Origin of the sequence: Nocardioides halotolerans DSM 19273, from assembly GCF_000422805.1 — a bacterium.
Taxonomy (GTDB): domain Bacteria; phylum Actinomycetota; class Actinomycetes; order Propionibacteriales; family Nocardioidaceae; genus Nocardioides; species Nocardioides halotolerans.
Window position 1 is genome coordinate 1 of record NZ_AUGT01000032.1, and the last position, 21314, is coordinate 21314.

At 72.5% G+C, this 21314-nt stretch carries 19 protein-coding genes; 4 read left to right on the plus strand and 15 right to left on the minus strand.

Annotated elements, in window-relative coordinates; genetic code table 11:
• Positions 1-295: 295 nt before the first annotated feature.
• The 13 genes from G514_RS0110350 to G514_RS0110415 all read right to left on the minus strand — a co-directional run bounded on the left by G514_RS0110350 (position 296) and on the right by G514_RS0110415 (position 15597).
• Positions 296-1384: an IS110 family RNA-guided transposase gene (locus G514_RS0110350; RefSeq protein ID WP_028651606.1), complete on the minus strand. Its 1089-nt coding sequence runs from the start codon at positions 1382-1384 to the stop codon at positions 296-298.
• A gap of 410 nt (positions 1385-1794) precedes the next feature.
• Positions 1795-2451 carry a 2,3-bisphosphoglycerate-dependent phosphoglycerate mutase gene (locus G514_RS26065; protein ID WP_084151996.1) on the minus strand — a complete coding sequence of 219 codons (657 nt, stop codon included), beginning with the start codon at positions 2449-2451 and terminating at the stop codon, positions 1795-1797.
• Positions 2448-3701: an alpha/beta fold hydrolase gene (locus G514_RS29155; RefSeq protein ID WP_051247288.1), complete on the minus strand. Its 1254-nt coding sequence runs from the start codon at positions 3699-3701 to the stop codon at positions 2448-2450. The genes G514_RS26065 and G514_RS29155 overlap by 4 nt, the downstream gene beginning before the upstream one ends.
• Complete coding sequence (locus G514_RS29160; protein ID WP_051247290.1) at positions 3698-4066, minus strand: cupin domain-containing protein; 369 nt, start codon at positions 4064-4066, stop codon at positions 3698-3700. The genes G514_RS29155 and G514_RS29160 overlap by 4 nt, the downstream gene beginning before the upstream one ends.
• The gene (locus G514_RS26085; protein WP_169576394.1) at positions 4063-5454 is read right to left on the minus strand and encodes an MmgE/PrpD family protein; all 1392 of its coding nucleotides are present in this window, start codon (positions 5452-5454) and stop codon (positions 4063-4065) included. Before G514_RS26085 ends, G514_RS29160 begins: the two co-directional genes overlap by 4 nt.
• 5 nt (positions 5455-5459) lie before the next feature.
• Positions 5460-6941 (minus strand): FAD-dependent tricarballylate dehydrogenase TcuA, encoded by a 1482-nt coding sequence (tcuA, locus tag G514_RS0110380; protein WP_028651692.1) that lies wholly within the window; start codon positions 6939-6941, stop codon positions 5460-5462.
• A 23-nt stretch (positions 6942-6964) separates the two neighbouring features.
• Positions 6965-8395 (minus strand): aldehyde dehydrogenase family protein, encoded by a 1431-nt coding sequence (locus G514_RS0110385; RefSeq protein WP_028651693.1) that lies wholly within the window; start codon positions 8393-8395, stop codon positions 6965-6967.
• Positions 8392-9378, minus strand: coding sequence for an NAD(P)-dependent oxidoreductase (locus tag G514_RS0110390; RefSeq protein WP_028651694.1), 987 nt, complete (start codon positions 9376-9378; stop codon positions 8392-8394). Before G514_RS0110390 ends, G514_RS0110385 begins: the two co-directional genes overlap by 4 nt.
• Positions 9375-11003, minus strand: a complete 1629-nt coding sequence (locus G514_RS0110395) for a thiamine pyrophosphate-binding protein (protein WP_028651695.1) — start codon at positions 11001-11003, stop codon at positions 9375-9377. Before G514_RS0110395 ends, G514_RS0110390 begins: the two co-directional genes overlap by 4 nt.
• 19 nt (positions 11004-11022) lie before the next feature.
• The gene (locus G514_RS26090; protein ID WP_051247294.1) at positions 11023-11862 is read right to left on the minus strand and encodes an LLM class flavin-dependent oxidoreductase; all 840 of its coding nucleotides are present in this window, start codon (positions 11860-11862) and stop codon (positions 11023-11025) included.
• 32 nt (positions 11863-11894) lie between these two features.
• Complete coding sequence (locus G514_RS0110405) at positions 11895-12683, minus strand: 2-keto-4-pentenoate hydratase (RefSeq protein WP_157544715.1); 789 nt, start codon at positions 12681-12683, stop codon at positions 11895-11897.
• 152 nt (positions 12684-12835) lie between these two features.
• A complete protein-coding gene (locus G514_RS26095; RefSeq protein WP_051247296.1) occupies positions 12836-14227 on the minus strand; it encodes an MmgE/PrpD family protein in 1392 nt (463 codons plus the stop codon).
• Positions 14224-15597 carry an MmgE/PrpD family protein gene (locus G514_RS0110415; RefSeq protein ID WP_028651697.1) on the minus strand — a complete coding sequence of 458 codons (1374 nt, stop codon included), beginning with the start codon at positions 15595-15597 and terminating at the stop codon, positions 14224-14226. The genes G514_RS26095 and G514_RS0110415 overlap by 4 nt, the downstream gene beginning before the upstream one ends.
• A gap of 175 nt (positions 15598-15772) precedes the next feature.
• Here G514_RS0110415 and G514_RS26100 point away from each other — a divergent pair, with 175 nt between their 5' ends.
• The 4 genes from G514_RS26100 to G514_RS0110435 are packed head-to-tail and all read left to right on the plus strand — an operon-like array spanning position 15773 to position 19816.
• Complete coding sequence (locus G514_RS26100) at positions 15773-16987, plus strand: CaiB/BaiF CoA transferase family protein (protein WP_051247298.1); 1215 nt, start codon at positions 15773-15775, stop codon at positions 16985-16987.
• On the plus strand, positions 16984-18210 hold the full coding sequence (locus G514_RS0110425) for a CaiB/BaiF CoA transferase family protein (protein WP_028651698.1): 1227 nt from the start codon (positions 16984-16986) through the stop codon (positions 18208-18210). The genes G514_RS26100 and G514_RS0110425 overlap by 4 nt, the downstream gene beginning before the upstream one ends.
• Complete coding sequence (locus G514_RS0110430; protein WP_028651699.1) at positions 18207-19376, plus strand: thiolase family protein; 1170 nt, start codon at positions 18207-18209, stop codon at positions 19374-19376. Before G514_RS0110425 ends, G514_RS0110430 begins: the two co-directional genes overlap by 4 nt.
• Positions 19373-19816: a Zn-ribbon domain-containing OB-fold protein gene (locus tag G514_RS0110435; RefSeq protein WP_028651700.1), complete on the plus strand. Its 444-nt coding sequence runs from the start codon at positions 19373-19375 to the stop codon at positions 19814-19816. The genes G514_RS0110430 and G514_RS0110435 overlap by 4 nt, the downstream gene beginning before the upstream one ends.
• Here G514_RS0110435 and G514_RS26105 read toward each other — a convergent pair.
• Positions 19806-21128 (minus strand): amidase, encoded by a 1323-nt coding sequence (locus tag G514_RS26105; RefSeq protein WP_157544717.1) that lies wholly within the window; start codon positions 21126-21128, stop codon positions 19806-19808. The two genes, G514_RS0110435 and G514_RS26105, sit on opposite strands and share 11 nt — an antisense overlap.
• Positions 21125-21307: a hypothetical protein gene (locus G514_RS30260; RefSeq protein WP_157544719.1), complete on the minus strand. Its 183-nt coding sequence runs from the start codon at positions 21305-21307 to the stop codon at positions 21125-21127. The genes G514_RS26105 and G514_RS30260 overlap by 4 nt, the downstream gene beginning before the upstream one ends.
• Positions 21308-21314: the final 7 nt, after the last annotated feature.

Sequence of the window (21314 nt, forward strand, 5' to 3'; positions counted from 1 at the left end):
GACAGCTGATATGTAGGTCGTTCCTGTCAATAGGCAGGGTGAGGCGCCCGTCCCGATTGCTCGGGGCGGGCGCCTCTGCTTCGTCGTCTGTGGTGGTGGCTGGGCGTGTCTTTCGACGCGCGGTCAGGCTGATATGCGCGGGTTGGTTACCGCAGGACGGGCTGTTCGGCTGGAGCGGGTCGCGTGTCTAGGGTCGAGCGTCGCGCCGATCACTCGGCGTTGCTCATAGCTGTTTCGCGGGTCGCTCCTCGCGCTGCTGCCACCGTCCTCCTCCGACGAAGCAGTCCGGGGTGGGTTACTCCTCGAGCACGGCCAGGGACCAGCACCAGCCGGCCAGCTCGCGGGCGACGGCGATGTTGGCCACGACGTGACGCTTGTGTCGGGCGCGCATGGTGTTCCAGCGATGGTGCAGCCGTCGGTTGCCCTCGTCACCGCGGGCTCGGGCGGCGGGGCCGGCCAGCTCCCACCGCTCACGCATCGTCTTGCCGACCCGGTAGGCGGGTCGGTGGTGCCAGGCCGCTTCGACCAGCAGTCTGCGTAGGTGGGTGTTCCCGGTCTTGGTGATCGAGCCCTGAACCCTCGACTGGCCCGAGGAGTACTCGCTGGGCACCAGGCCGACGAAGGAGCCGATGGTCTTACCTGTGAACCGGTCCCAGTCGCCGACCTCGACCGCCAACGCGAACCCGGTCAGGGTGCCGATCCCACGCAGGCACCCCAGCCGAGTGACGAGCGGGGTGAACTCGCAGTCCGCGGCCATCGCCGCGATCGCGGCGTCGAGCCGGTCCCGGCGGGCCTTCACCGCCAGCACGGCCTCGTAGTCGGACCCGAACGTCGCCCGGGTCGCCACCGCTGCGAGCTGGGCGCCGGTCTGTCGCAGCCACACATCGTGGGCACCCGTCCACGCCTGCCCGCCGCAGTACACGTGCCCTTGGCGCAGCAGCAGCTTCGACAGCCGGTGCCGGGCTCGCATCAGGTCACCGCGGGCATCCTCACGGGCGCGGACCAGGTCCCGGGCCGCTTCCTGCTCGACACTGGGGACCGCGACCGGAGTGATCTCATCCAGCCGCAGCAACCGAGCCAGATGCACCGCGTCCTTGGCGTCGGTCTTGACCCGATCACCACTGGGTCGCTGCAGCTTCGACGGCGCCACCACCTCGCACCGGATCCCGGCCGCGTTCAACGCCCGCGACAACCCGAACCCCGTCGGGCCCGCCTCATAAGCCACCGCCACCGGACCCGGCAGGTCACCAAGCCAGGACCTGATGTGCTCGTGTGACGGGGTCAGCTTCGCCTTGAACAGCTCGCCCGTGACGCCATCGATCGCCGCAGCCGCGACAGATCGTGCGTGCACGTCGAGCCCCACGCTCGTACGCTCGGTGAACACCGGGGCCTCCCACAACTGTTGGATAGGCCGAGCAGGCAGCCCCTACTCGGTAACCCACGACCATTTGTGAGTGAGGCCCCGGCCCGCAACCCCGTCAGACGACGAGATCACTCATACCGTCTAGGCCTCGGTGATCCAGCATTCCGAAGCTTGCGGGACGCGCGGATCTGGCGTGGCCGCCGGCACTGCACGCAACTGTGGGCAAACGTCGCTTAATTGCGTTCCTCGTGCCAAGCAGGCAACAACACAACAGCCAACCGCAATTCCATTTGACCCGCACACCACTCGCTGCGACACGAGGATGCCGCCGATCTGGACGCCGTGCGTCCCGGTCGACTGGAGTCTGCAGGCTGTGAGACACCCTTGGGGGACCCTTCGGAGGTGGAATCGACGGCGTCCCGTCCTGCAAATCATTCGCCGCTCAGTCGGCGGTACAACCCGTCTACGGTCGTCCCGGGAAGCCACTCGTACACAAGAGGTCTCCCGGTCGGCACCTCGACTCGCGCCGCGGCTTCGTTGTCTAGGCTCTCGACGTGGCGTAGTAGCGCTCGGACGGTGGTTCCGTGCGCGACCACCAACACCGTGGTCCCGCGCTGTAGTGCGGGGACCACCCGGAACCGCCACCACGGTTCGACCCGCTCAACCACGTCGGCAAACGACTCAGCCCGCACCGGCCGCCCCTCGTCGGTGGGCTGTGGAGGTCGCGCCGCCGCTGATCGCCGCCATCGAGCAACCCGTTCGGAGCCGAAGCGCCGGTTGGCCTCGGCGAGCGTCATCCCCTGCAGTGCTCCGTAGTGGCGTTCGTTGAGCCGCCAGCTGCGTTCGACGCAGACGTCGACGAGCCCGAGCGTCTGGACGACGATGTCTGCGGTCCGGGCCGCGCGGACCAGCTTCGAGCTGTGCACGACGGTGGGCCGCACCCCGTCGGTGCGCAGCCGCTCGGCGGCGGCCACCGCCTCGCAGACCCCGAGGTGGTCCAGGTCGACGTCGGCCCATCCCGTGAACCGCTGCTCGGCGTTCCACAGGCTGCGGCCGTGCCGCATCAGCACCAGCCGCGCGGCGCTCACGCCCCGGTAGTGCTCGACCCCACGTCGACGGGGTCGGCGGACCGGACCAGCGCCAGGCTCTCGGCGACCAGGAGCTCCGCGTCGTGGTCGAGCGGGACCACGTGGAAGCTGCTGGCGGCGCTCACCGGCCTGGCCCTCTCGCCCAGGGCCTCCGCGACGGTCGCGCCGTCGCGGGTCGGGACCACGTGGTCGGTCCCGCTGACGACCACGGTCGCAGGGCACCTGACCTGGCCCAGCACGGCCAGGGTCGCGGCCGCCCCGCGCCGCAGCTCCTTGGCGGCCTTGAGCGCGGTGCGGTCGTAGGCCGTGTCGACGACGCCGGCCTTCTTGATGTCGTCGGCGACCGCGGGCTTGGAGCGGCGCAGCCAGCGCCACGCGAGGTCCCAGCCGGTGACGTTCGCCAACCCGGTCACGACCGGGTTGACGGCCACCACGCCGGCGACCTCGCCGCTCTCGGCCGCGACGCGGAGCGCGAGGGTGCCGCCGAGGCCGAGCCCCATGACGACCACCGTCGGGTGCTCGCGTCGGGCGTCTGCGACCGCGGCCCGCGTGGCGTCGTACCACTGGTCGAAGGTGGTCGCGTTGAGGTCCTTCCACCGGGTGCCGTGGCCGGGCAGCCGCGGGATCGAGACCGCCACGCCCTTGGCGGCGAGCGCCTCGCCCCAGGCTCGCAAGGTGTTCGGCGATCCGCCGAAGTCGTGCACCAGCACGGCGGCCGAGGCGGGGCCGGCCGGCGCGGCGACCTCGCCGCCGCTGTCGGTTGTGCCCGCCGCCGGCGCGGCCGAGAACTGGGTGGAGCCGCTCGCGCAGCGCAGCGAGAGCGCCTCGATGAACTCGCCGGCCATCCGCTTGGTCACCGCGGTCGCGGCCCCTTCGATCATCCCCGCCAACTTGCCGCGCAGCTCGACCTCGCCCTTGGTGGTGACGAACGACGTGCCGGTCTCCTGGCCGGGCTGCACCGTGAACTCGGCGGTGACGTTGAACTTCGTGCCGCCTTGGCCGTCCTTGCCGCTCGCGGTCATGGTGCCCCGACGGTCGGGCTCGTCCAGGTCGAGCCCGACCCGGCCGAGGAACTTGATCTTGAGCGCGCTGAACTTGATGGTGATGCTGCTGTCGAAGGTGCCGTCCTCGTGGGTCTCCCCCAGCTCGGCGCCCTGCACGCACTCCACGACCGCGTGCGGGTCGGAGAGGACGGCGTAGACCTCGTCGGGCGGTGCCGCGACGGTGAACTCTTCGTTGATCTCGATCATGACTGTGCCTCCACCGGGATGTTGACGGCGAGGTGGACCGTCGGGCGGTCCGTCTCGTTCCAGTTGCGGTGCTCGACGCCCTTCGGGAAGACCACGACCGAGCCCGGCCCCACCTGCGTGCGGCGGCCGAGGATCTCGATCTCCATGGTCCCCTCGAGGATGTAGAAGAGCTGCTCGTGCTCGTGCGTGTGCGGGCCGCGCGGGGACCCGCCGCCGGGCGGCGTCCGGATCCAGCGCACGTCCGCGGCGTAGGGGTCGGCCTTCTCGACCAGCGCCTGCGAGTAGCGCTCGGTGTCCGGGGTGCTGGCGACGCGCTCGCCGTCGAGCACCCGGACGTACGGCGCGAAGAAGTCGTCCTCGGTCATCGGTCCCTCCTGAAGTCGGTCACGACCCGCATCACGTCGGCCACGTTGTCGGCAGCGTCGATCGTCCAGCCCACCTCGCGGATCCGGTCCCGGGTGTCGGGGTCGACGATCCCCTCCGACGCCGCGTCGAACTTGTCGTCGATGTCGGCGCGCGTCATGGGGTTGCTCGCGTGGCCCTTGTGGTAGCCGACCTCCTCCGAGAACACCTCGCCGCCGGTCCGGGTCACGACCATCCGCGCCCTCGGCTGACCGGCGATGCTGTTGCCGCCCGGCCGGAACACGGCGGTGAACGCCTCGTCCTCGACCACGCTGATCTTCTGCATGAGGGGGCGCAACGCGGGGTCCGCGATCCGCTCGGGCATGAACGACGCCGGCGTGATCGTGCCGTCCACCATGGCCACGGCGAGCAGGTAGGGCAGGCTGTGGTCGGCCGTCTCGCGGGTGGTCGGGTCCCACTTCGACGGGTGCAGCGCGATCTCGTGCCAGGCCTGGTAGTAGGTCTCGATCCGGATCGACTCGATCTCGTCGGCCTTGGCGAACTCGCGCACCTTCGGCACGAGACCGAGCAGGGCCTGGGAGTGGGTCTCGGCCGGGAGCTGCTTGAGGTGGGAGATCTCCACGACCATCTGCCCGCCCGGCTGGGCGGGCAGGATCAGCTCCCACGGCCCGGTGGCCTTCTCCCAGAGCCCGGACACCCCCTCGAACGGCTCCTCGGGGCCGGTCATGCCGAGCCCGGCGAGCCGCACGGCGAACAGCGCCGAGTGCATCGCCGAAGCCGTCGCAGCGCCCTTCCACATCGAGAGGTTCCCGGTGCGGGTGACCCGCAGCGGCACGTGCGGGACCAGCGCCAAGGAGATCGCGTTCGCCAGCTGCGCCTCGTCGAGCCCGCGCAGCCGCCCGATCGCGAGCGCCGCCGAGAGGCCCATGAAGGTGCCCTGGTCGAAGCCGCTGGCCCGGGTCGGCGCGACGTTGCCGAGGGCACCGAGCAGCTCGTAGGCGAGCACGATCGTGTCGATCACCTCGGCACCGCTCGCGTGCTGCGCCTCCCCGGCGGCCAGGACCGCGGGGATCATGTCGCTCGGGTGGCCTCCGCCCTGCGCCAGCATCCCGTCGTTCCAGTCCCAGCTGCGGACCATCGTGGTGTTGGCGAACGCCGCGAGTTCCTCGGTGGTGGCGAAGCCGGCGCCGAAGACCGAGGCCGGCCGGTCGCTGGTGAACCCGCGGGCCGCCTCGAGCGCGATCCGGCCGGGCTCCGAGGTGAAGCCGACGATGGCGCAGGCGAGCGAGTCGACGACGCGGTCGACCGCGGCCGACCGGATGCCGGCGGAGAGGGAGCCCGGGTCGAACCCCTGGGTGTACTCGACGAGCTGCTCGGTCACGCGGTCCATGGCCATCACCGCGCCGCCGTCGCGGCGCGCTCGCCCGCGATCCGGCCGAAGACGGAGCCGTTGGTCAGCCCCGACCCACCCGGGTAGTTGAAGTAGAACAAGCCGCCCGTCATCTCGCCGGCCGCATAGAGGCCGGGGATCGGTGCGAGGTCGCCGTCGAGCACCTGGGCGTCGGTGTCGATGCGGAGCCCACCGAAGGTGAAGGTCAGCCCGCAGGTGACCGCGAAGGCCTTGAACGGCGGGGTGTCGAGCGTGTTGGCCCAGTTGGTCTTCGGTACGTCGAGCCCGGGCGTGCCGCGACCGTCCTTCACGTTCGGGTTGAACTCGACCCCCTGGTCGACCGCCGCGTTGTACTCGGCCACGGTGGCCAGGAAGCCGGCCCGGTCGATGCCGTCGAGCTTGGCAGCCAGCCCCTCGAGGGTGTCGGCCTCGGCGCGCGAGACCTGCTTGATGCGGTACTCGTCGCGGAGCAGGTGGTCGACCTTGGCGTCGAAGACCTGCCAGGCGACCTGGTTCGGCTGCTCCAGGACCTGCGCGCCGTACTTCGCGTAGGTGTAGTTGCGGAAGTCGGCGCCCTCGTCGACGAACCGCTGGCCGCGGTTGTTGACCACGATGCCCAGCGGGTAGCTGTGCTTCTGGAACCCGTCGCCGACCGCCAGGTCGCCGTACTCGGGCGCGTTCAGGTCCCACTGCACGGCGTGCGCGCCGGACCAGTTGCCGGCCGGGCTGGCCCCAATGTCTAGTGCCATCCGCAGCCCGTCGCCGGTGTTGTAGGAGGTGCCGCGGACCTTGGCGAGGTCCCAGCCCGGCCCGAGGTAGCGGGTCCGCCACTCGACATTGGACTGGAAGCCCCCCGCGGCGAGGACGACCGCGTCGCACGCGATGGTCTCCTCCTCCCAGCCGGTGCGGACGACCACGCCCTGCACGCCGTCCTTGCCGGTGTCGAGGGCGACCGCCCGGGAGTTGAACCGGGTCTTGACCCCAAGCCGGTCGGCGATCTGGCCCAGCGACTCGACCAGGCCGGGGCCTCCGCCCACGGCCTCGAGCGTGAGCCCGCCCCAGAACGTGAACTTCCCGTTCACCTCGTAGGCCTGGCGGCCGTAGATCGGCACGAATCGGACGCCGTTGCCGCGCATCCACTGCAGCGTCGACAGGCTCCGCGACACCAGGGTCTCGGCGAGCTCGGGGTCGGCGCGGAACTGGGTGACCCGCGCGAGGTCGTCGAAGAACGCACCCTCGTCGTAGGAGCCGAAGTCGGTGCGGGCCAGGTCGTGCTCGGTCAGGTCCGGCACCAGCGTGAGGATGTCGTCGGTCCCCTCGTAGGCGACGCGCATCGCGCCCGCGGTGAAGGTGCTGTTGCCGCCGCGGAGCTCGCGCGGGGAGCGCTCCAGCAGGGTGACGTCGGCACCGGACTCGGCGGCCGAGATCGCGGCGCAGAGGCCGGCGTTGCCGCCACCGACGACGACGACCTTGGGTGCGATGGGCATGGGTCTCCTCGGGTTCTGGTCCGTCACTCGCTGACGATGACGGTCTTGAGCTGGGTGTAGTGCTCGAGCGCGGCGAGCCCCTTCTCGCGTCCGAGGCCGCTCTGCTTGTAGCCCCCGAACGGGGTGTCGACGCCGCCCAGCGGGTAGCGGTTGATCTGCACCTGACCGGCCTCGAGCCGCCGGGCGAGTGCGTGTGCGGTGGTGATGTCGCGGGTGAAGACCCCCGCGGCGAGGCCGTACGTCGAGTCGTTCGCGATCGCGACCGCCTCGTCGAGGTTGTCGAAGGCGAGCACCGTCTGGACCGGGCCGAAGATCTCGTCGCGGGCCACGCTCATGTCGTTGGTGACACCTGCGACCACGGCCGGCGTGAGGAAGTAGCCGCGCAGCCCCTCGACGGCAGTGCCGCCGACGACGATGTGGGCACCTTCCCGCTCGGCGCCGGCGAGTGCGGAGCGCACCTTCTCGAGCTGCGCGGCCGACGCGAGCGGCCCGAGGTCCGGGTCGTCGAGCCCGGGGCCGACGCTCAGCCGGCCCACCGCGAGCGCGAGCCGCTCGGCGTACTCCTGGGCGATCGAGCGGTGCACCACGATCCGGGTGGTGGCGAAGCAGGACTGCCCGGCGTTGCGGACGATCGCCATCGCTCCGGCGCGGACCGCGGCGTCGAGGTCGGCGTCCGGCAGCACGATGGTCGGTGACTTGCCGCCGAGCTCGAGGTTGCAGCCGAGCACGCGGTCCGCGGCCATGTGCAGGATCCGCTGCCCGGTGGCGACCGATCCGGTGAAGGTGACGTGGGCGACGTCGGGGTGGGTGACCAGCGCGGCGCCCGTCGTCGGGCCGAGACCCGCGACCACGTTGCACGCCCCGGCCGGCAGCCCCGCGCGGGCGAAGAGGCGGGCCGCCAGGAACGTCGAGAGCGGGGTCACCTCCGACGGCTTCACGACGACGGTGTTGCCGACCGCGAGCGACGGGGCGACGCCGCGGGACAGCTGCGCGAGCGGAGAGTTCCAGGGGGTGATGTGCGCGACCACGCCGTAGGGCTCGCGCAGGGTGTAGGCCCAGTAGGCGCCGTCGCCGGGGAGCGTCTCGCCGTACACCTTGTCGGCCACGCCGGCGTAGAACTCGAAGTAGCGGGCCGAGGTCTCCACGTCGGTGCGCGCCTGGCCGACCGGCTTGCCGGTGTCCTGGGACTCCAGCCGCGCCAGCCCGTCCGCATCGCCCCGGATCGCCTCGGCGATCCGCCACAGCACCCGGCCGCGCTCGGGCCCGGAGGTGTCCCGCCACGTGGGGAAGGCCGCCGCGGCGGACGCCACGGCCCGGGCCACGTCCGACGCGGTCGCCTCGGGCACCACGGCGAGCTGCTCCCGCGTGGCGGGGTCCTCCACCGGCACCGGATCGCCGCCCGCGGCCGCGTCCGCGCCGTCGACGTAGAGCCCCAGCGGCTCGGCCGCGGTCACCGGACCGGCTCCGGCGCCGGTACGACGACGTCGGCCGGCGCCACGGCCCGGCCGTCGAGCACCGCTTGGACGTTGTCGAAAGCGCGCTGGATGACGCGCGGGAAGTTGTTGGCCACCGCACCGCCGACGTGCGGGGTGAGCACGACCTGCTCCAGGTCGCGCAGCGGTGAGTCGGTGGGCAGCGGCTCTACCGTGGTGACGTCGAGTCCGGCACCGAGCAGCCGGCCGCTGCGGACGGCCTCGACCAGCGCGGGCTCGTCGATGAGGGAGCCGCGCGCGGTGTTGACCACGATCGCCCCGGCCTTGAGCAGCCCGAGGGTCCTCGCGTCGAGCACCGGGCGGTCGGCGGCCGGCACGTGCAGGGACACCACGTCGGCGGTCGCGAGCAGCTCGACGAGCTCGAGGTAACGAGCGCCGAGCGCCGCCTCGACCCCTGCGTCGGGACGGTAGGGGTCGAAGTAGACGATCTCGGCACCGAAGGCACGGAACCGGCTGGCCGCGGCCCGGCCGATGTGGCCGAAGCCGACCAGGCCGACGGTGCGGCCCATCAACTGGAAGGAGACAGCGCGCAGCTCCTCCTTCACGGCGAGCCCTTCGCGCGCAGCCGCCGTGGCCCGCGGCAGCTGCCGGCCGACGGCCAGGGCGAGCAGCACGGCCAGCTCCGCGACGGCCTCGGCGTTGATGCCGGCGGCCTTGAGGACGGCGATACCGCGCGCCCGCGCCGCCGCGTCGTCGATCTTGTCGGTGCCGATGCCGAGCTTCTGGATCACCCGGCAGGACCCGGCGGCCGCGATCGTGTCGGCGTCGACCGCACCCCACATGGTGAGCAGCGCAGTCGCGCCGGCGGCCAGGGCCTGCTTGTCCTCGGGTCGGTCGCCGTCGGCGAAGACGACGTCGAAGTCGGACCCGAAGACCTGCGAGATCACGGCGCGGGATGCCTCGGGCATCACGTCGAGCACCGCGACGACGGGACGGTCGCTCATCCGCGCAGCACCTCGAACAGCTCGCGAGCCGGCTGCTTGTCGACATGCACGCCGACCAGCACCGGCCGGTCCGAGCCGAGCCCCTTCCCGACCGCCGCCCGCACGTCGTCGGCGGTGTGGGCGTCGATGCCCTCGATCCCGAACGCCTCGCCGAGCTTGGCTGCCGAGAGCTCGGGCAGCGTCGCGCCCACGGGCCGCAGGTGCCGCCGCTCCTGCTTGACCTCGATCTGGGTCAGCGCGCGGTCCATCACGACGACGTACACCAGCGGCCCGCCGGCCTCGGTCGAGACCATGAGCTCGGTCGCCCGCATCAGCAGCGAGCCGTCGCCGAGGAAGCCGAGCACCGGCCGACCGCCGACCGCGCGGCGCGTGGCCACCGCGGTCGGCACCGTGTAGCCCATCGTCGAGAGCGCGTTGGACGCGTAGTAGAGGTCGGGCTCGCTCGGCGTGCTGAGCATCGCGACCAGCGGCTTGCTGAAGCCGGCGTCCGCGATCAGGTAGCCGTCACGCGGCCACACCGCGAGCGCGGCGTCGACGGCCTGGGAGACCGAGAGCGTCTCGGTCGGCGGCAGCAGCGTGGCGCGCAGGTGGTCGCGGTAGCCCTGGACGTCCTCGGCCGTCCACACCGACGCGGGTGCCGGATTGTCGGCGAGGGCCGCCAGCGAGGCCTCGGGGTCGCCGACCAGCCGCCGCGCGATCGGGTTGGACCAGTCGGTGAACGTGTCCTCCACGAACGCGACGGCCTCGGAGTCGAAGCACCACGCGCGGTTGTAGAAGTCGAACGGGTCGGGGTCGACGAGGACCACGAGGTCGCTGCGGTCGAACAGGTGGCGCTCGAGCCGGCCGTTGAGGAAGGTGCCTGCGGCGTACGGCGAGTCCGGGTGCACGGTGCCCTTCTGCCGCGAGCTGGTGAAGACCGGGAGCCGCCACGCCTCGGCGAAGGCGGTGGCTGTCTCCGGGCTCACCCGCCGGCGCCGCCCGGCCAGCACCAGGACGGGTCGCTCGGCCGTCTCCAGCCGGGACCGCAGGTCGGCGACCTCGGCCGGCACCGCGGGACGTCGTCCGGGGGCCGCACCCCAGCGCGCCCTCAGCTGCTCGACCGCGGCGGCCACCGCCTCGGTCGGCGCCACCGGGTCGGCCGTGGCGACGTCGTCGGGAACCTCGAGGTAGACCGGGCCCGGCTTGCCGGACATCGCCTCGTCGACGGCGCGGCCCACCAGCCCCGGGATGTCGGTGCCGGGCACCGCGCGAGCCCGCCACTTGGTCATCGGCGTGACCAGCTGCTCGATGTCGAAGCCCTGGCGGGTGACGAACGGGTAGCGGTGCGCCGGGTGCTGGCCGGAGATGAGGATCAGCGGCACCTGGTCGAGGTAGGTGTTGAGCAGCCCGTTCACCCCGTTGCTGACGCCGGGTGCGAGCGAGAGGACGACGACGCCCGGGAGCCCGGTGTGCTGGGCGTCGGTAGCGGCCATGATCACCGCCGACGACTCGTTGAAGGCGGTGACGTACTCCAGCCCTGCTGCCTCGAAGGCGTCGATGAGGGCCATGTGGTCCTCGCCCGGGAGGCCGTACACGCGGCGGATGCCGACTCCGGTCAGCAGCTCCGCGATCTGGGCGGCGATCATGTGGGAGGTTCTCCTGTCCTCAGACCCCGGCCATCACGGCTGGGATGAACTTCTCGCTGTAGAAGGTGATCTCGTCCTCGACGTCCTCGGGACGGTCGAACATCAGGACCACCTGGGAGGCGCCGCGGCGGATGGAGCGACGGGTCACGTCGACCACGTCGTCCCAGTCCTCGTCGCCGCGGTCGAGCAAGCTCTTGAGCCGGCGGAAGCCGACACCGCGCGGCAGGGTGTCCGGGTCGCGGCCGGCGCGCGCGCAGAGCGCGTCGAGCCGGTCCATCCGCTCGAGGAACTCCTCGGTCCGGGCCTGACCGCGGTTCCAGTTCCACTCGTCGGCGTGCCGGGCGGCGACGCCCAGCGCCCGGTCGCCCTTCACGCCGAGCACCAGGGTGGGTCCGCCCGGCCGCACCGGCTTGGGCTCGAACTCCGCGCCGCGGAGGGTGTGGAACTCACCGTCGAGGTCAACGCGCTCCTCGGTCCAGGCCTGCCGCAGGATCCGGCAGGTCTCCTCGAGCCGGGCGACCCGCTCGCCGGGCGGCGGGAAGCGGAGACCGTAGGCGTCGTACTCGTGCTGCTCGTTGCCGGCCCCGAGCCCGACGACCAGCCGGCCACCGCTGATCACGTCGACGGTCGCCGTCGCCTTGGCCAGCAGTGCCGGGTGGCGGAAGGAGTTGGAGGTGACCATCGTCCCGCCGCGGATCCGCTTCGTGCTCACGAACAGCGCGGAGAGCGTCGACCACGTCTCGAGCGAGCTGCCGTAGAGGTGGTCGTTGAGGTAGGCCGCGTGGAAGCCGAGCTCCTCTGCCGCCTGCCACAGGTGGAGGGTGTCCTCGAAGCGCCAGCCCCTCTGGTGCGTCTTCACGCTCCAGCGCACGCGTCCATCTAGGTCCATCGTCAGCAGCGCACCGAGACGGAGCCGAGCGGCCTGAAGGTCGCCTCGTAGGTGACACCGGCCGACACCGGCAGAGGCGCCGTGAGCGACCCCGTGATCAGCGTCTGTCCCGGCTCGAGCGCGATGCCGTGGCCGGTGAGCGTCGCGACCACCCGGCTGAGGGAGAGGAACGGGTCGTCGAGCACGTCGGGCCCCGACGAGCCGCTGCTGACCACCTCGCCGTCGGCCCGCATCTCGACATGGAGCGCGTCGAGCGGCAGGTCCGGGTCCTGCTCGGGTCCGACCACGATCCCCCAGTTGTTGAGCGAGTTGCCGATCCGCACCGCCATCGAGAGGCCGGGACGCAGCCGCGAGGAGTTCACCTCGAACGCCGGCGCGACCGCGCGGACGGCGGCCCGCGCCTCCTCGGGCGTGACGTCGGGGCCGGACAGCGCCGCACCCATCACCAGCGCGATCTCCGGCTCGAGCCGGCAGCTCGGGATCGCTCCGAGGTCGAGCCGCGACCCCGAGGGTAGGACCCGGTCCGCGAGCACGTAGCCGAACGGGCGGGCCCCGTCCGCACCCGCGTCGTCCCGGGCACCGCGAGAGGTCCACCCGATCTTCCAGCCGCCGCGCGCCGCTCCACCGGCCTCGAGCCGCCGGAGCACCTCGAGCTGGAGGCGGGCTCCGTCGGCGACGTCGGTGACCGGGCTGCCGGCCAGGACCGCGGCGCCCGCGTCGTCGAGCTCGGCGCCGCCTGCGAGGGCCGTCAGCGTCGCCACCACCTCGGGCTCCGTGTGCCGCTCAGTCACCACGACCTCCTGAGGATCATCACCAGATTGCATATGACTTGCACACAGTATGTCGTGCCCTTGACCCCGTCAACTCTGCGCATCGCGTGTTCACAGGGCCGACAGCTGCATGACGGATGCCGATGTTGCATGCAATCACTCTGCGAGGATGGTCACGGTGCGCCAGCCAGGCCGCGCACCAGATCAGCGACATCGGCCAGCTCGTCCAGCCGGCCGAGGCCGTCCAGGACGGCGTCGGTCCGGTCCGCGAGCACCGGCCGCGCGCAGTCGCGGAACTTGGCGGCCACCTCGTCCTCACCGAGCCGCGCGCCGGTACGCGGGTCCCCCCGCGGGTGCTCGACTCGACACCTGGCCCGCGACCGGTCCCGGAGCTCTACGACCACCTCGACGTGGTCGCCGGGTTCGGTGGGGCGCGCCGGGTCGGAGGCCACCCGCACCCGCCGCATGAGCTCGCGCACTCCGGGACGTCGTACGGCCTCGTCGCTGAAGGCGTCGGTGCCGAGCCGGCCGTCGAACAGGGCACAGGCGACGACGTAGGGCATCGAGAACTTCGCCTCGAGCCCCGTGGCCGGGTCGGGGTGGATCATCGGGCCGACCTCGCCGGCGGCGCCGACCTGTCCGGCCGGCATCCACACCTCGACGCCGGCGATCTGGTCGGCGGGCGGGCGACCCAGCTCCTCGCGCACGAAGAGCGCGGCGTCCAGGGCGCGGTGCCCCCGGTTGCAGCAGGCGTACTTCTTCACGGCGAGCCCGGGCGAGACGACCTGCCACCCGTCCCCCGCGCGGCCCCACGCAAGCGCGCTCGCACCGGCGTCCGGGGTGTAGGCGTCGAGGAAGGACTGGGCCCCGTCGAGCACGTCGACCGGCCCGGTGAAACCTCGCTCGGCCAGCACCGCCGCCAGCAGCCCGCGGCGCGCCGCCTCACCGGCGTGGAGCGGCTTGGTCATCGTGCCGAAGGCGCGCCGGAGTCCGGAGGCACCGCTCGCCGCGATCCCCCACGCCCGCTCGGTTCGCTCGGCGTCCAGCCCGAGCAGCGCCGCGCAGCCGGCCGCCGCGCCGAGCACGCCGAGCACGCTCGAGCTGTGGAAGCCCCGCGCCGCGTGCGACCCACCCAGCGCCACCCCGACGAGCCCTGCCACCTCGAGCCCGACGGCGTACGCCGTCACGGCCGCGGGGCCGGACGCGTGCCGCTCCTCCCCGATGGCCAGCAGCGCGGGCACCAGCACGGCGGACGGGTGTCCACGAACGCTCTGGTGGGTGTCATCGAAGTCGAGCGCGTGCGCGGCCGTTGCGTTGGCGAGCGCCGCGTCGGCCGCGGACGACCGCAGCGCCGTGCCGGCGACGGTGGCCGGCCCGGCCGCGACCGGGGTGAGCGCGACGCCCCGCACCAGCCGGCAGGCGGGTTCTGCGACGCCGGCGAGCATCACCCCGACCGTGTCGACGAAGGCGGCCCGGGCGTACCGGCGCGCCTCCTCCGGCACGGCCCCCTCGGGCCTGCCGGCGATGCCGGCCGCCCAGGACGCCAGCTCCCGCGTGCGTGTCACCGCGGCCCGAAGGACCCGAGCGACCGCATGAGCGATGCCACGTCCGTGGCCGAGCCGAGCCCCCACCACTCCCCACGGATCCGGTCGCGCGTGGCATCGTCGAGCACCCCGTGGCTCGCGGAGTCGAGCTTGTGGTCGATCTCGGCGCTGGTCAGCGGGCTCCGGAAGTGGCCGCGGTGGTAGCGCAGCTCCTCGTTGAACTCCCGGCCGGATGCGGTGCGGAAGCAGATCTTGACCGGCTGGGCCCGGGTCACGCCGTCGAAGACCTGCCGGATCCGGGTGAACTCCTCGTTGGGGTGGACCACGATCCGACGCATCAGGGGACGCAGGGCCGGGTCGTGGACCCGTTCGTCGGCGTACGACTCCAGCGTGATCTCGCCGTCGAGCAGCGCGACGGTGAGCATGTACGGCAGGCTGTGGTCGGCCGTCTCCCGGTTCTTCGGGTCGTACTTCGCCGGGTCCGCGACGTGACGCACGGCGCGCTCGGACATCTCCACGTCGATCCGCACGATCTCCTCGTCACCGGCCCAGTCGCGCACCTTGGGGACCAGGTCCAGCAGGCCGAGGACCTGGGTCTCCGCGGGATAGAGCTTCTGGTGCGACATCTCGATCACGCTCGGGCCGCCGGGCACGACGGGGAGCCGCGGGTCGAACTCGCCCATGACGTGGGTCATCCCGTAGAAGCCCTCCATCGGCTCCGGCGCCGAGGTGAAGCCGCGCTGTGCCAGCAGCGCGCAGAAGACGCCGTTGCGCACGGCGTACGCCGTGGAGGCGCCCTTCATCATCGACAGCTCGCCCCAGCGGTGGACGCTGAGCGGGAGCGCAGTGGTGTATGCGAGCGAGGCCGCCTGCCCCAGCTGCTCGCGCGTGAGCCGCAACAGCCTGCCGCAGGCGAGCGCCGTGGACCCGCCCATGAACAATCCCTGGTCCCAGACCCCACGCTCGAGCACGATCCCCACGCCGCCGAGCAGCTCGTAGGCCAGCGCCGTCGCGTTCATCAGTTCCGCGCCGGAGGAGTGGCAGACCTCGGCGACGGCGAGGAGCCCCGGGATCATGTCGCTGGGGTGGCCTCCGGCCGAGGCCTGCATCCCGTCGTTCCAGTCGTAGGTGCGGACCATGACCGCATTGGCGAACGCGGCCAGGTCGGGCGGGGCCTTCTCGCTCCGGCCGATGACCGTGGCCCCGCCCGCGGCCGGCCACGCGGTCGCGACATCGGCGGCCGCGCGGGAGGACTCTGCCGTGGTGCCCGCGATCGCCACCGCCACCGAGTCGATGAGGTGGTGCAGGGTGGCCCGGACGGCGTTCTCGCCCGCTGCCTCCAGGGAGTAGCCCAGGGCGTAGTCGACGAGCTTCTCGGTGATGCCGTCCACGTCACCTTCTCCTTCGCAATTGCATCCAGCACGTATACATTGACCGGCCGGGGCTGCCGCGTCAATGCAGGAACGATCGCCCGGTCCACCATGGTCCGGGTACTACCCTGCCGCGGCAACCCGTGACAGGATCGCATACAATCACCACGACCCGCACTCACGCGAGGGGGACCGCATGACCGCTGCGACCACCGGCCCGCTGGCCGGCATCGACGTGCTCGAGCTCCCCGGGCCGTACGCCGAGTACACCGGCAAGCTCTTCGCCGACCTGGGCGCCCGGGTCACCCTCGTCGAGCCACCGGCGGGCGCCGCCGCACGCGGCCGTCCGCCGTTCCTGGACGACCGGGCCGGGCCCGAGCGCAGCCTCTGGTTCGGCTACTTCAACGCCGGCAAGCGCAGCGTGGTCCTCGACCTCGACGACCCGGATGGCGTCACCCGCTTCCGCGAGCTGGTCGCCGAGGCGGACGTCCTGCTCGATGGGACCGGCCACCCCCGCCTGATGGCCGACCGGGAGCTGGGACCGGCGCAGCTGCGGTCGCTGAACCCGCGGCTGGTCCACACCGTCGTGACGCCGTTCGGGACCGACGGGCCCTACGCCGACTGGGAGGCGACCGACCTGGTGCTGATGGCACTGGGCGGACTGCTCTCGCTCGGTGGGTACGCCGACGGCCAGCCGACGCGCGCCTACGGCGACCAGGCGTGCCTCGCGGCCGCCCAGTTCGCCGCGATCGGCACGATGCTGGCCGTGCTGGAGGCCGAGGAGACCGGCGCCGGCCAGCTCGTGGACGTCTCGGCGCAGGAGAGCGTGGTCATGGCCCACGAGAACGCCGTGCCCTACTACGACCTCGAGGGGGTCGTCCGGACGCGCAACGGCGGCACTCCCCGGCAGGCCGCGGTCGGCGTCTATCCATGCTCGGACGGCCACGTCTACCTGCTCGCCAAGGGGCTGGGCGTCTTCTGGCCGCAGCTCGTCGGGTGGCTCGAGGAGGAAGGGGTCGAGGGTGCGTCCGGGCTCCGCGAGGACAAGTGGCAGGACGACACCTTCGCCGCCGGCGAGGAGGGCAAGGCCGAGTTCCAGGCCGTCTTCGAACGGTTCTCGATGCAGCAGACCAAGGAGGAGCTGTACCGCCAGGCCAAGGCGCACCGGCTGCCACTGTGCCCGGTCTACACGCCGGCCGACCTCGTGGCGAACCCCCAGCTCGCGGCGCGCGGCTACTTCGTCGACGTGCACCACGAGGCCACCGGGCGGACCCTGCGGATGCCGGGACTCCCCTACCAGCTGAGCGCCACGCCGGGCCGCACGCAGTCCGGGGCGCCGCGGCTCGGCGAGCACGGTGGCGGGTCCCTCGCCGAGCCCGTCGAGGCGACCACGGCGGGAGCACCGCGATGACCCTTCCCCTGCGCGGCGTCCGCGTCGTCGACTTCACCTGGCTCGGCGCCGGGCCCTACACGACCCGCGCGATGGCCGACCACGGTGCCGACGTCATCCGGGTCGAGTCGGGCAAGCGGCTCGACCGGCTCCGGATCCTGCCGCCGTTCCGTGACGGCAAGCGACTCGACAGCCTCAACCGCAGCGGCTACTTCGCCGACCGCAACACCAACAAGCGCTCGGTGACCGTCAACCTCAAGCACCCGGAGGCCCCGGCGATAATCCTCCGGTTGATCGAGACCGCGGACGTGGTGACCAGCAACTTCGCGCCCGGGACGATGGCCAAGCTGGGCGTCGGGTACGACGAGGCGCGGGCGGTCCGTCCCGACGTGATCTACCTCGAGATGGGGATGCAGGGCGGCTACGGCCCGGACGCGAACGTCGTCGGGTACGGCCAGACCGTCAGCGCGCTGACCGGGCTCTACCACCTCTCGGGGCTGCCGGACCAGGTGCCGGTCGGCACCGGCACCAACTACCCCGACCACGTCCCGGCGCCGATGCACGCGACCTTCGCGATCCTCGCCGCGCTGCGGCACCGGCGGCGGACCGGCGAGGGGCAGCACATCGACCTGTCCCAGGCCGAGACGATGGTCGGGCTCCTCGGGCCGGCGATGGTCGACGCGACCGCCAACGGCCACGACACGATGCGGCAGGGCAACCTCGCCCACGACGCAGCGCCGCAGGGCGTCTACCGGTGCTCCGGTGACGACCGCTGGCTGGCGCTCAGCGTCCTCGACGACGACCAGTGGCGCGCGCTGTGCGAGGTGCTCGGCGCCGAGGAGCTCGCCGGCGACGCCAGGTTCTCGTCGATGCGGGACCGCCACGCCCGCCACGAGGAGCTCGACGCCGAGATCACGGCGCGCACCACGGCACGGGACGCGGTCGAGCTGATGCACGAGCTCCAGCGGCGCGGCGTGCCGGCCGGTGCGATGAAGGACTACCGCGATCTCCTCGAGAACGACCCGCAGCTCAGGCACCGGGGCCACTTCGTGGTGCTCGACCACCCCGAGATGGGGCCGTCGGCGTACAACGCGCCGCCGTTCCGCCTCTCCAGCATCGACGAGCCCGTCCTGCGGGCGCCCGCTCCCCTGCTCGGGCAGCACACCCGCGAGGTGCTCACCGAGGTGCTCGGCCTGTCCGGCTCGGAGATCGACGCCATGACCACCGACGAGCTGCTCGCATGAGCCGGACCGGCGGCACCGAGGCCGTGATCGTCGGGGTCGGCCTCACGCCCCAGGGCTCGCTGCCCGGCTCGACCAACCTGTCCCTCGAGACCGACGCCTTCAAGCTCGCGCTGGCCGACGCCGGCCTGGCCAAGGACCAGATCGACGGGCTGCTCTCGGAGCCGGGGACGACCGACATGCACTGGGCGCTGGACTACCTGCGGCTCGGGCGGGCGCTCGGCATCAACCCACGCTTCACCGGGAGCTTCGCGATGGGTGGCGCCACCGCGGGCAACCTCGTGCAGCTCGCGGCGATGGCGATCGAGACCGGGAAGGCCGACTACGTCGCGTGCGTCTTCGGCGACGCGGCGAAGACCGGCAAGAAGCGCCCGCTGCTCGCCGCCGGCGGCGCGCTGGGCACCGAGACGGCCAACAACGGCGCCTGGGGCGCGTACGGCGCCGCCACCTGGAGCGCCTTCAGCGCCAGCCGGCACATGGCTCTCTACGGCACCACCAGCGAGCAGCTAGGCGAGGTGGCCGTGGCGGCCCGCGGGCACGCGGCCCTCAACCCGCTCGCGATGATGCGCGAGCCGATCACGCTGGCAGACCACCAGGCGTCGCGGATGATCGTCGAGCCCTTCCACCTCCTCGACTGCTGCCTGGTCAGCGACGGCGGCGCGTGCGTCATCGTCACCTCGGCCGAGCGGGCCAGGGACCTGCGCCGGCCCGCCGTGCGGATCGCGGGCTCGGGTCAGGGGTTCATCACGCAGGACCACGAGCACCCCGAGTGGTGGTACGGCCCGCACCAGCGCGACGCCGTGGAGCGGGCCTACGCCGAAGCCGGGATCACCGCGGCCGACGTGGACGTGGCCGAGCTCTACGACAACTTCACCATCAGCACGGTCCTCTGGCTCGAGCACGCCGGCTTCTGCGAGGTCGGCGAGGGCGGGTCGTTCGTCGAAGGCGGTCGGATCCGTCTCGGCGGCGAGCTGCCGGTCAACACCCACGGCGGCCACCTGTCCGCCGGCCACCCGCAGGGCTGGTGGACGCTGATCGAGGGCGTCGAGCAGCTGCGCGGCGACGCCGGGGAGCGACAGGTCCCCGGTGCGGAGGTCTGCCTGGTCGCCGGGCGCGGACTCGTGCTCAACACCGCCTCCGCGCTGGTCCTGACAGGAGAGAGCCGATGAGCGAGCCGGCGAGGGAGCCCGTGGCGAAGCCGCAGCCGACGGTCACCGAGGAGAACCGCCCGTTCTGGGACGGTGCCCGCGCGGGCACGCTGCGGATGCAGCGCTGCGCGTCCTGCGACCACATCAGGTTCCCGATCCAGGCGTTGTGCCCGCGCTGCCTCGGCGACGGCTTCTCCTGGCAGGACCTCTCGGGGGACGGCGAGGTGTTCTCCTCCATCGTCTACCGGCGCGCCTTCCACCCGGCCTACCGCGAGGACGTGCCGTACAACCTCGTGATGGTGCAGCTGACGGAGGGGCCGCGCATGTTCAGCAACGTCATCGGGGTCGAGCCGGGCTCGGTCCGAGTGGGTGACCGCGTGCGCGTCGTGTTCGAGCCGGTCTCCGACGAGATCTCGGTGCCACGTTTCGAGCTCGCAGGGTCGACACCCCTCAGGACATAGGAGGTGGGCCGAGCCGCCCCAGCACCGACTCCACCCAGGCGGCCGCCCGCAGGAGCCCCGCGTCGTCCCGGCGCCGGGCGATGAGCTGAAGACCGAGCGGCAGCCCTTCGGGCGCGAGTCCGCCACTCACGGTCGCGGTCGGCAGACCGAGGAAGCTCCACGGCGAGAGGTACTGGGCGCTGCCGGTCCGCTCGAGGCCGCGAGGTGCGGCTCCCGGGGCGGCCGGCATCAACAGTACGTCCAGCCCCGCCATCGCCTCCTCGACCAGCTCCGAGATCCAGACCCGCGCCCGTCTCGCCTGGACGTAGAACGGCGCGGGGACCAGCTCCCCGGCCCAGTAGCTCCCCGGCGCGCCGTCGCCACGCCGCCGCTCCTGTAGGGCGGCCCCCTCCGCCCGCAGCAGGTTGACGATCGACCCCGCGGCGGCGAGCTCGTCGGGGAGCCACACCGGCCGGACCTCTCCACCAGCGGCCGCCAGCCGCTCGGCCGCCGAGGCCGTGCAGTCGAGCATCGCGGGCTCGGCCTCCGCGGGCAGCTGTCGCGTGCCGATCAAGCCGATCCGGGCAGGCCGCGGCTGGTGCATGGCGTCGAGGTAGCGAGCTGGCGGGTCTGGCAGGGACGTCGGGTCGTCGGGGTCGGGTCCCGCGATGACCCCCAGCACGAGCGCGAGGTCGGCGACCGACAACCCGATGATCCCGACGTGGTCGCGCGACCAGGTCATCGGCTCCAGTCCCGCCCTCGAGATCCTTCCGTACGTCGGCTTGATCGCGGCGACCCCGCAGTAGGCAGCCGGACGCAGAGCAGAGCCAGCGGTCTGCTCGGCCAGCGCGACCGGCACCATCCGTGCTGCGACGGCCGCCCCGGAGCCGCTGCTCGTCCCACCGGGGGTGTGGTCGGGGTGCCAGGGGTTGCGCGTGGGAGGCGGTCGGCCGCCGAGAGGCATGGTCGTCTTGCCGACCAGGACCGCCCCGCTCGCCCGGAGCCGCGCGACGGCGGTGGCGTCCACGTCCGCCGGCGCCGAGTCCGCTCCTCGCATTCGGGTCACCATTCCGCGCACGTGGAACTGGTCCTTGGCCGCGAACGGCACCCCGTGCACCGGGCCACGGAACCGCCCGTGGGCGGCCTCGTCGGTCAGCGACCTCGCGACGGCGCGGGCGTGGTCGAGGTCGACCTCGGACCACGCGCAGACCACCGGGTCGTGCGCCTTCATCCGTGCGACGGTGCGCTCGAGCAGCTCGGCCGGGCTCGCGTCCTTGCGCCGGACCAGGTCGGCCATCTCCGTCGCCGTCAGGTCCAGGTCGAGGTCGCTCACCACGCGTTGGGCTCGATGCGCTCCGGGATGTCCAGGGTCGTCAGCGCGGCCATCGCCCGCGCCATCGGGGTCAGCACGGCGACCAGGTCCGTGTCCGGCCGGACGTCCCACGTCTCGTGGGCCCGCGCGACCAGCCAGGCCAGCGCCTCCTCGGTCGTGGCGGGCACTGCCAACCTCATCCGGCCA

Coding starts and splice junctions, on each gene's coding strand:
- G514_RS0110425 (WP_028651698.1), top strand. CDS start 16,984: ATGACCCTTCCCCTGCGCGGCGTCCGCGTCGTCGACTTCACCTGGCTC.
- G514_RS0110430 (WP_028651699.1), top strand. CDS start 18,207: ATGAGCCGGACCGGCGGCACCGAGGCCGTGATCGTCGGGGTCGGCCTC.
- G514_RS0110435 (WP_028651700.1), top strand. CDS start 19,373: ATGAGCGAGCCGGCGAGGGAGCCCGTGGCGAAGCCGCAGCCGACGGTC.
- G514_RS0110390 (WP_028651694.1), bottom strand. CDS start 9,378: ATGAGCGACCGTCCCGTCGTCGCGGTGCTCGACGTGATGCCCGAGGCA.
- G514_RS29160 (WP_051247290.1), bottom strand. CDS start 4,066: ATGACCGAGGACGACTTCTTCGCGCCGTACGTCCGGGTGCTCGACGGC.
- G514_RS26085 (WP_169576394.1), bottom strand. CDS start 5,454: ATGGACCGCGTGACCGAGCAGCTCGTCGAGTACACCCAGGGGTTCGAC.
- tcuA (WP_028651692.1), bottom strand. CDS start 6,941: ATGCCCATCGCACCCAAGGTCGTCGTCGTCGGTGGCGGCAACGCCGGC.
- G514_RS0110395 (WP_028651695.1), bottom strand. CDS start 11,003: ATGATCGCCGCCCAGATCGCGGAGCTGCTGACCGGAGTCGGCATCCGC.
- G514_RS30260 (WP_157544719.1), bottom strand. CDS start 21,307: ATGAGGTTGGCAGTGCCCGCCACGACCGAGGAGGCGCTGGCCTGGCTG.
- G514_RS26100 (WP_051247298.1), top strand. CDS start 15,773: ATGACCGCTGCGACCACCGGCCCGCTGGCCGGCATCGACGTGCTCGAG.
- G514_RS29155 (WP_051247288.1), bottom strand. CDS start 3,701: ATGATCGAGATCAACGAAGAGTTCACCGTCGCGGCACCGCCCGACGAG.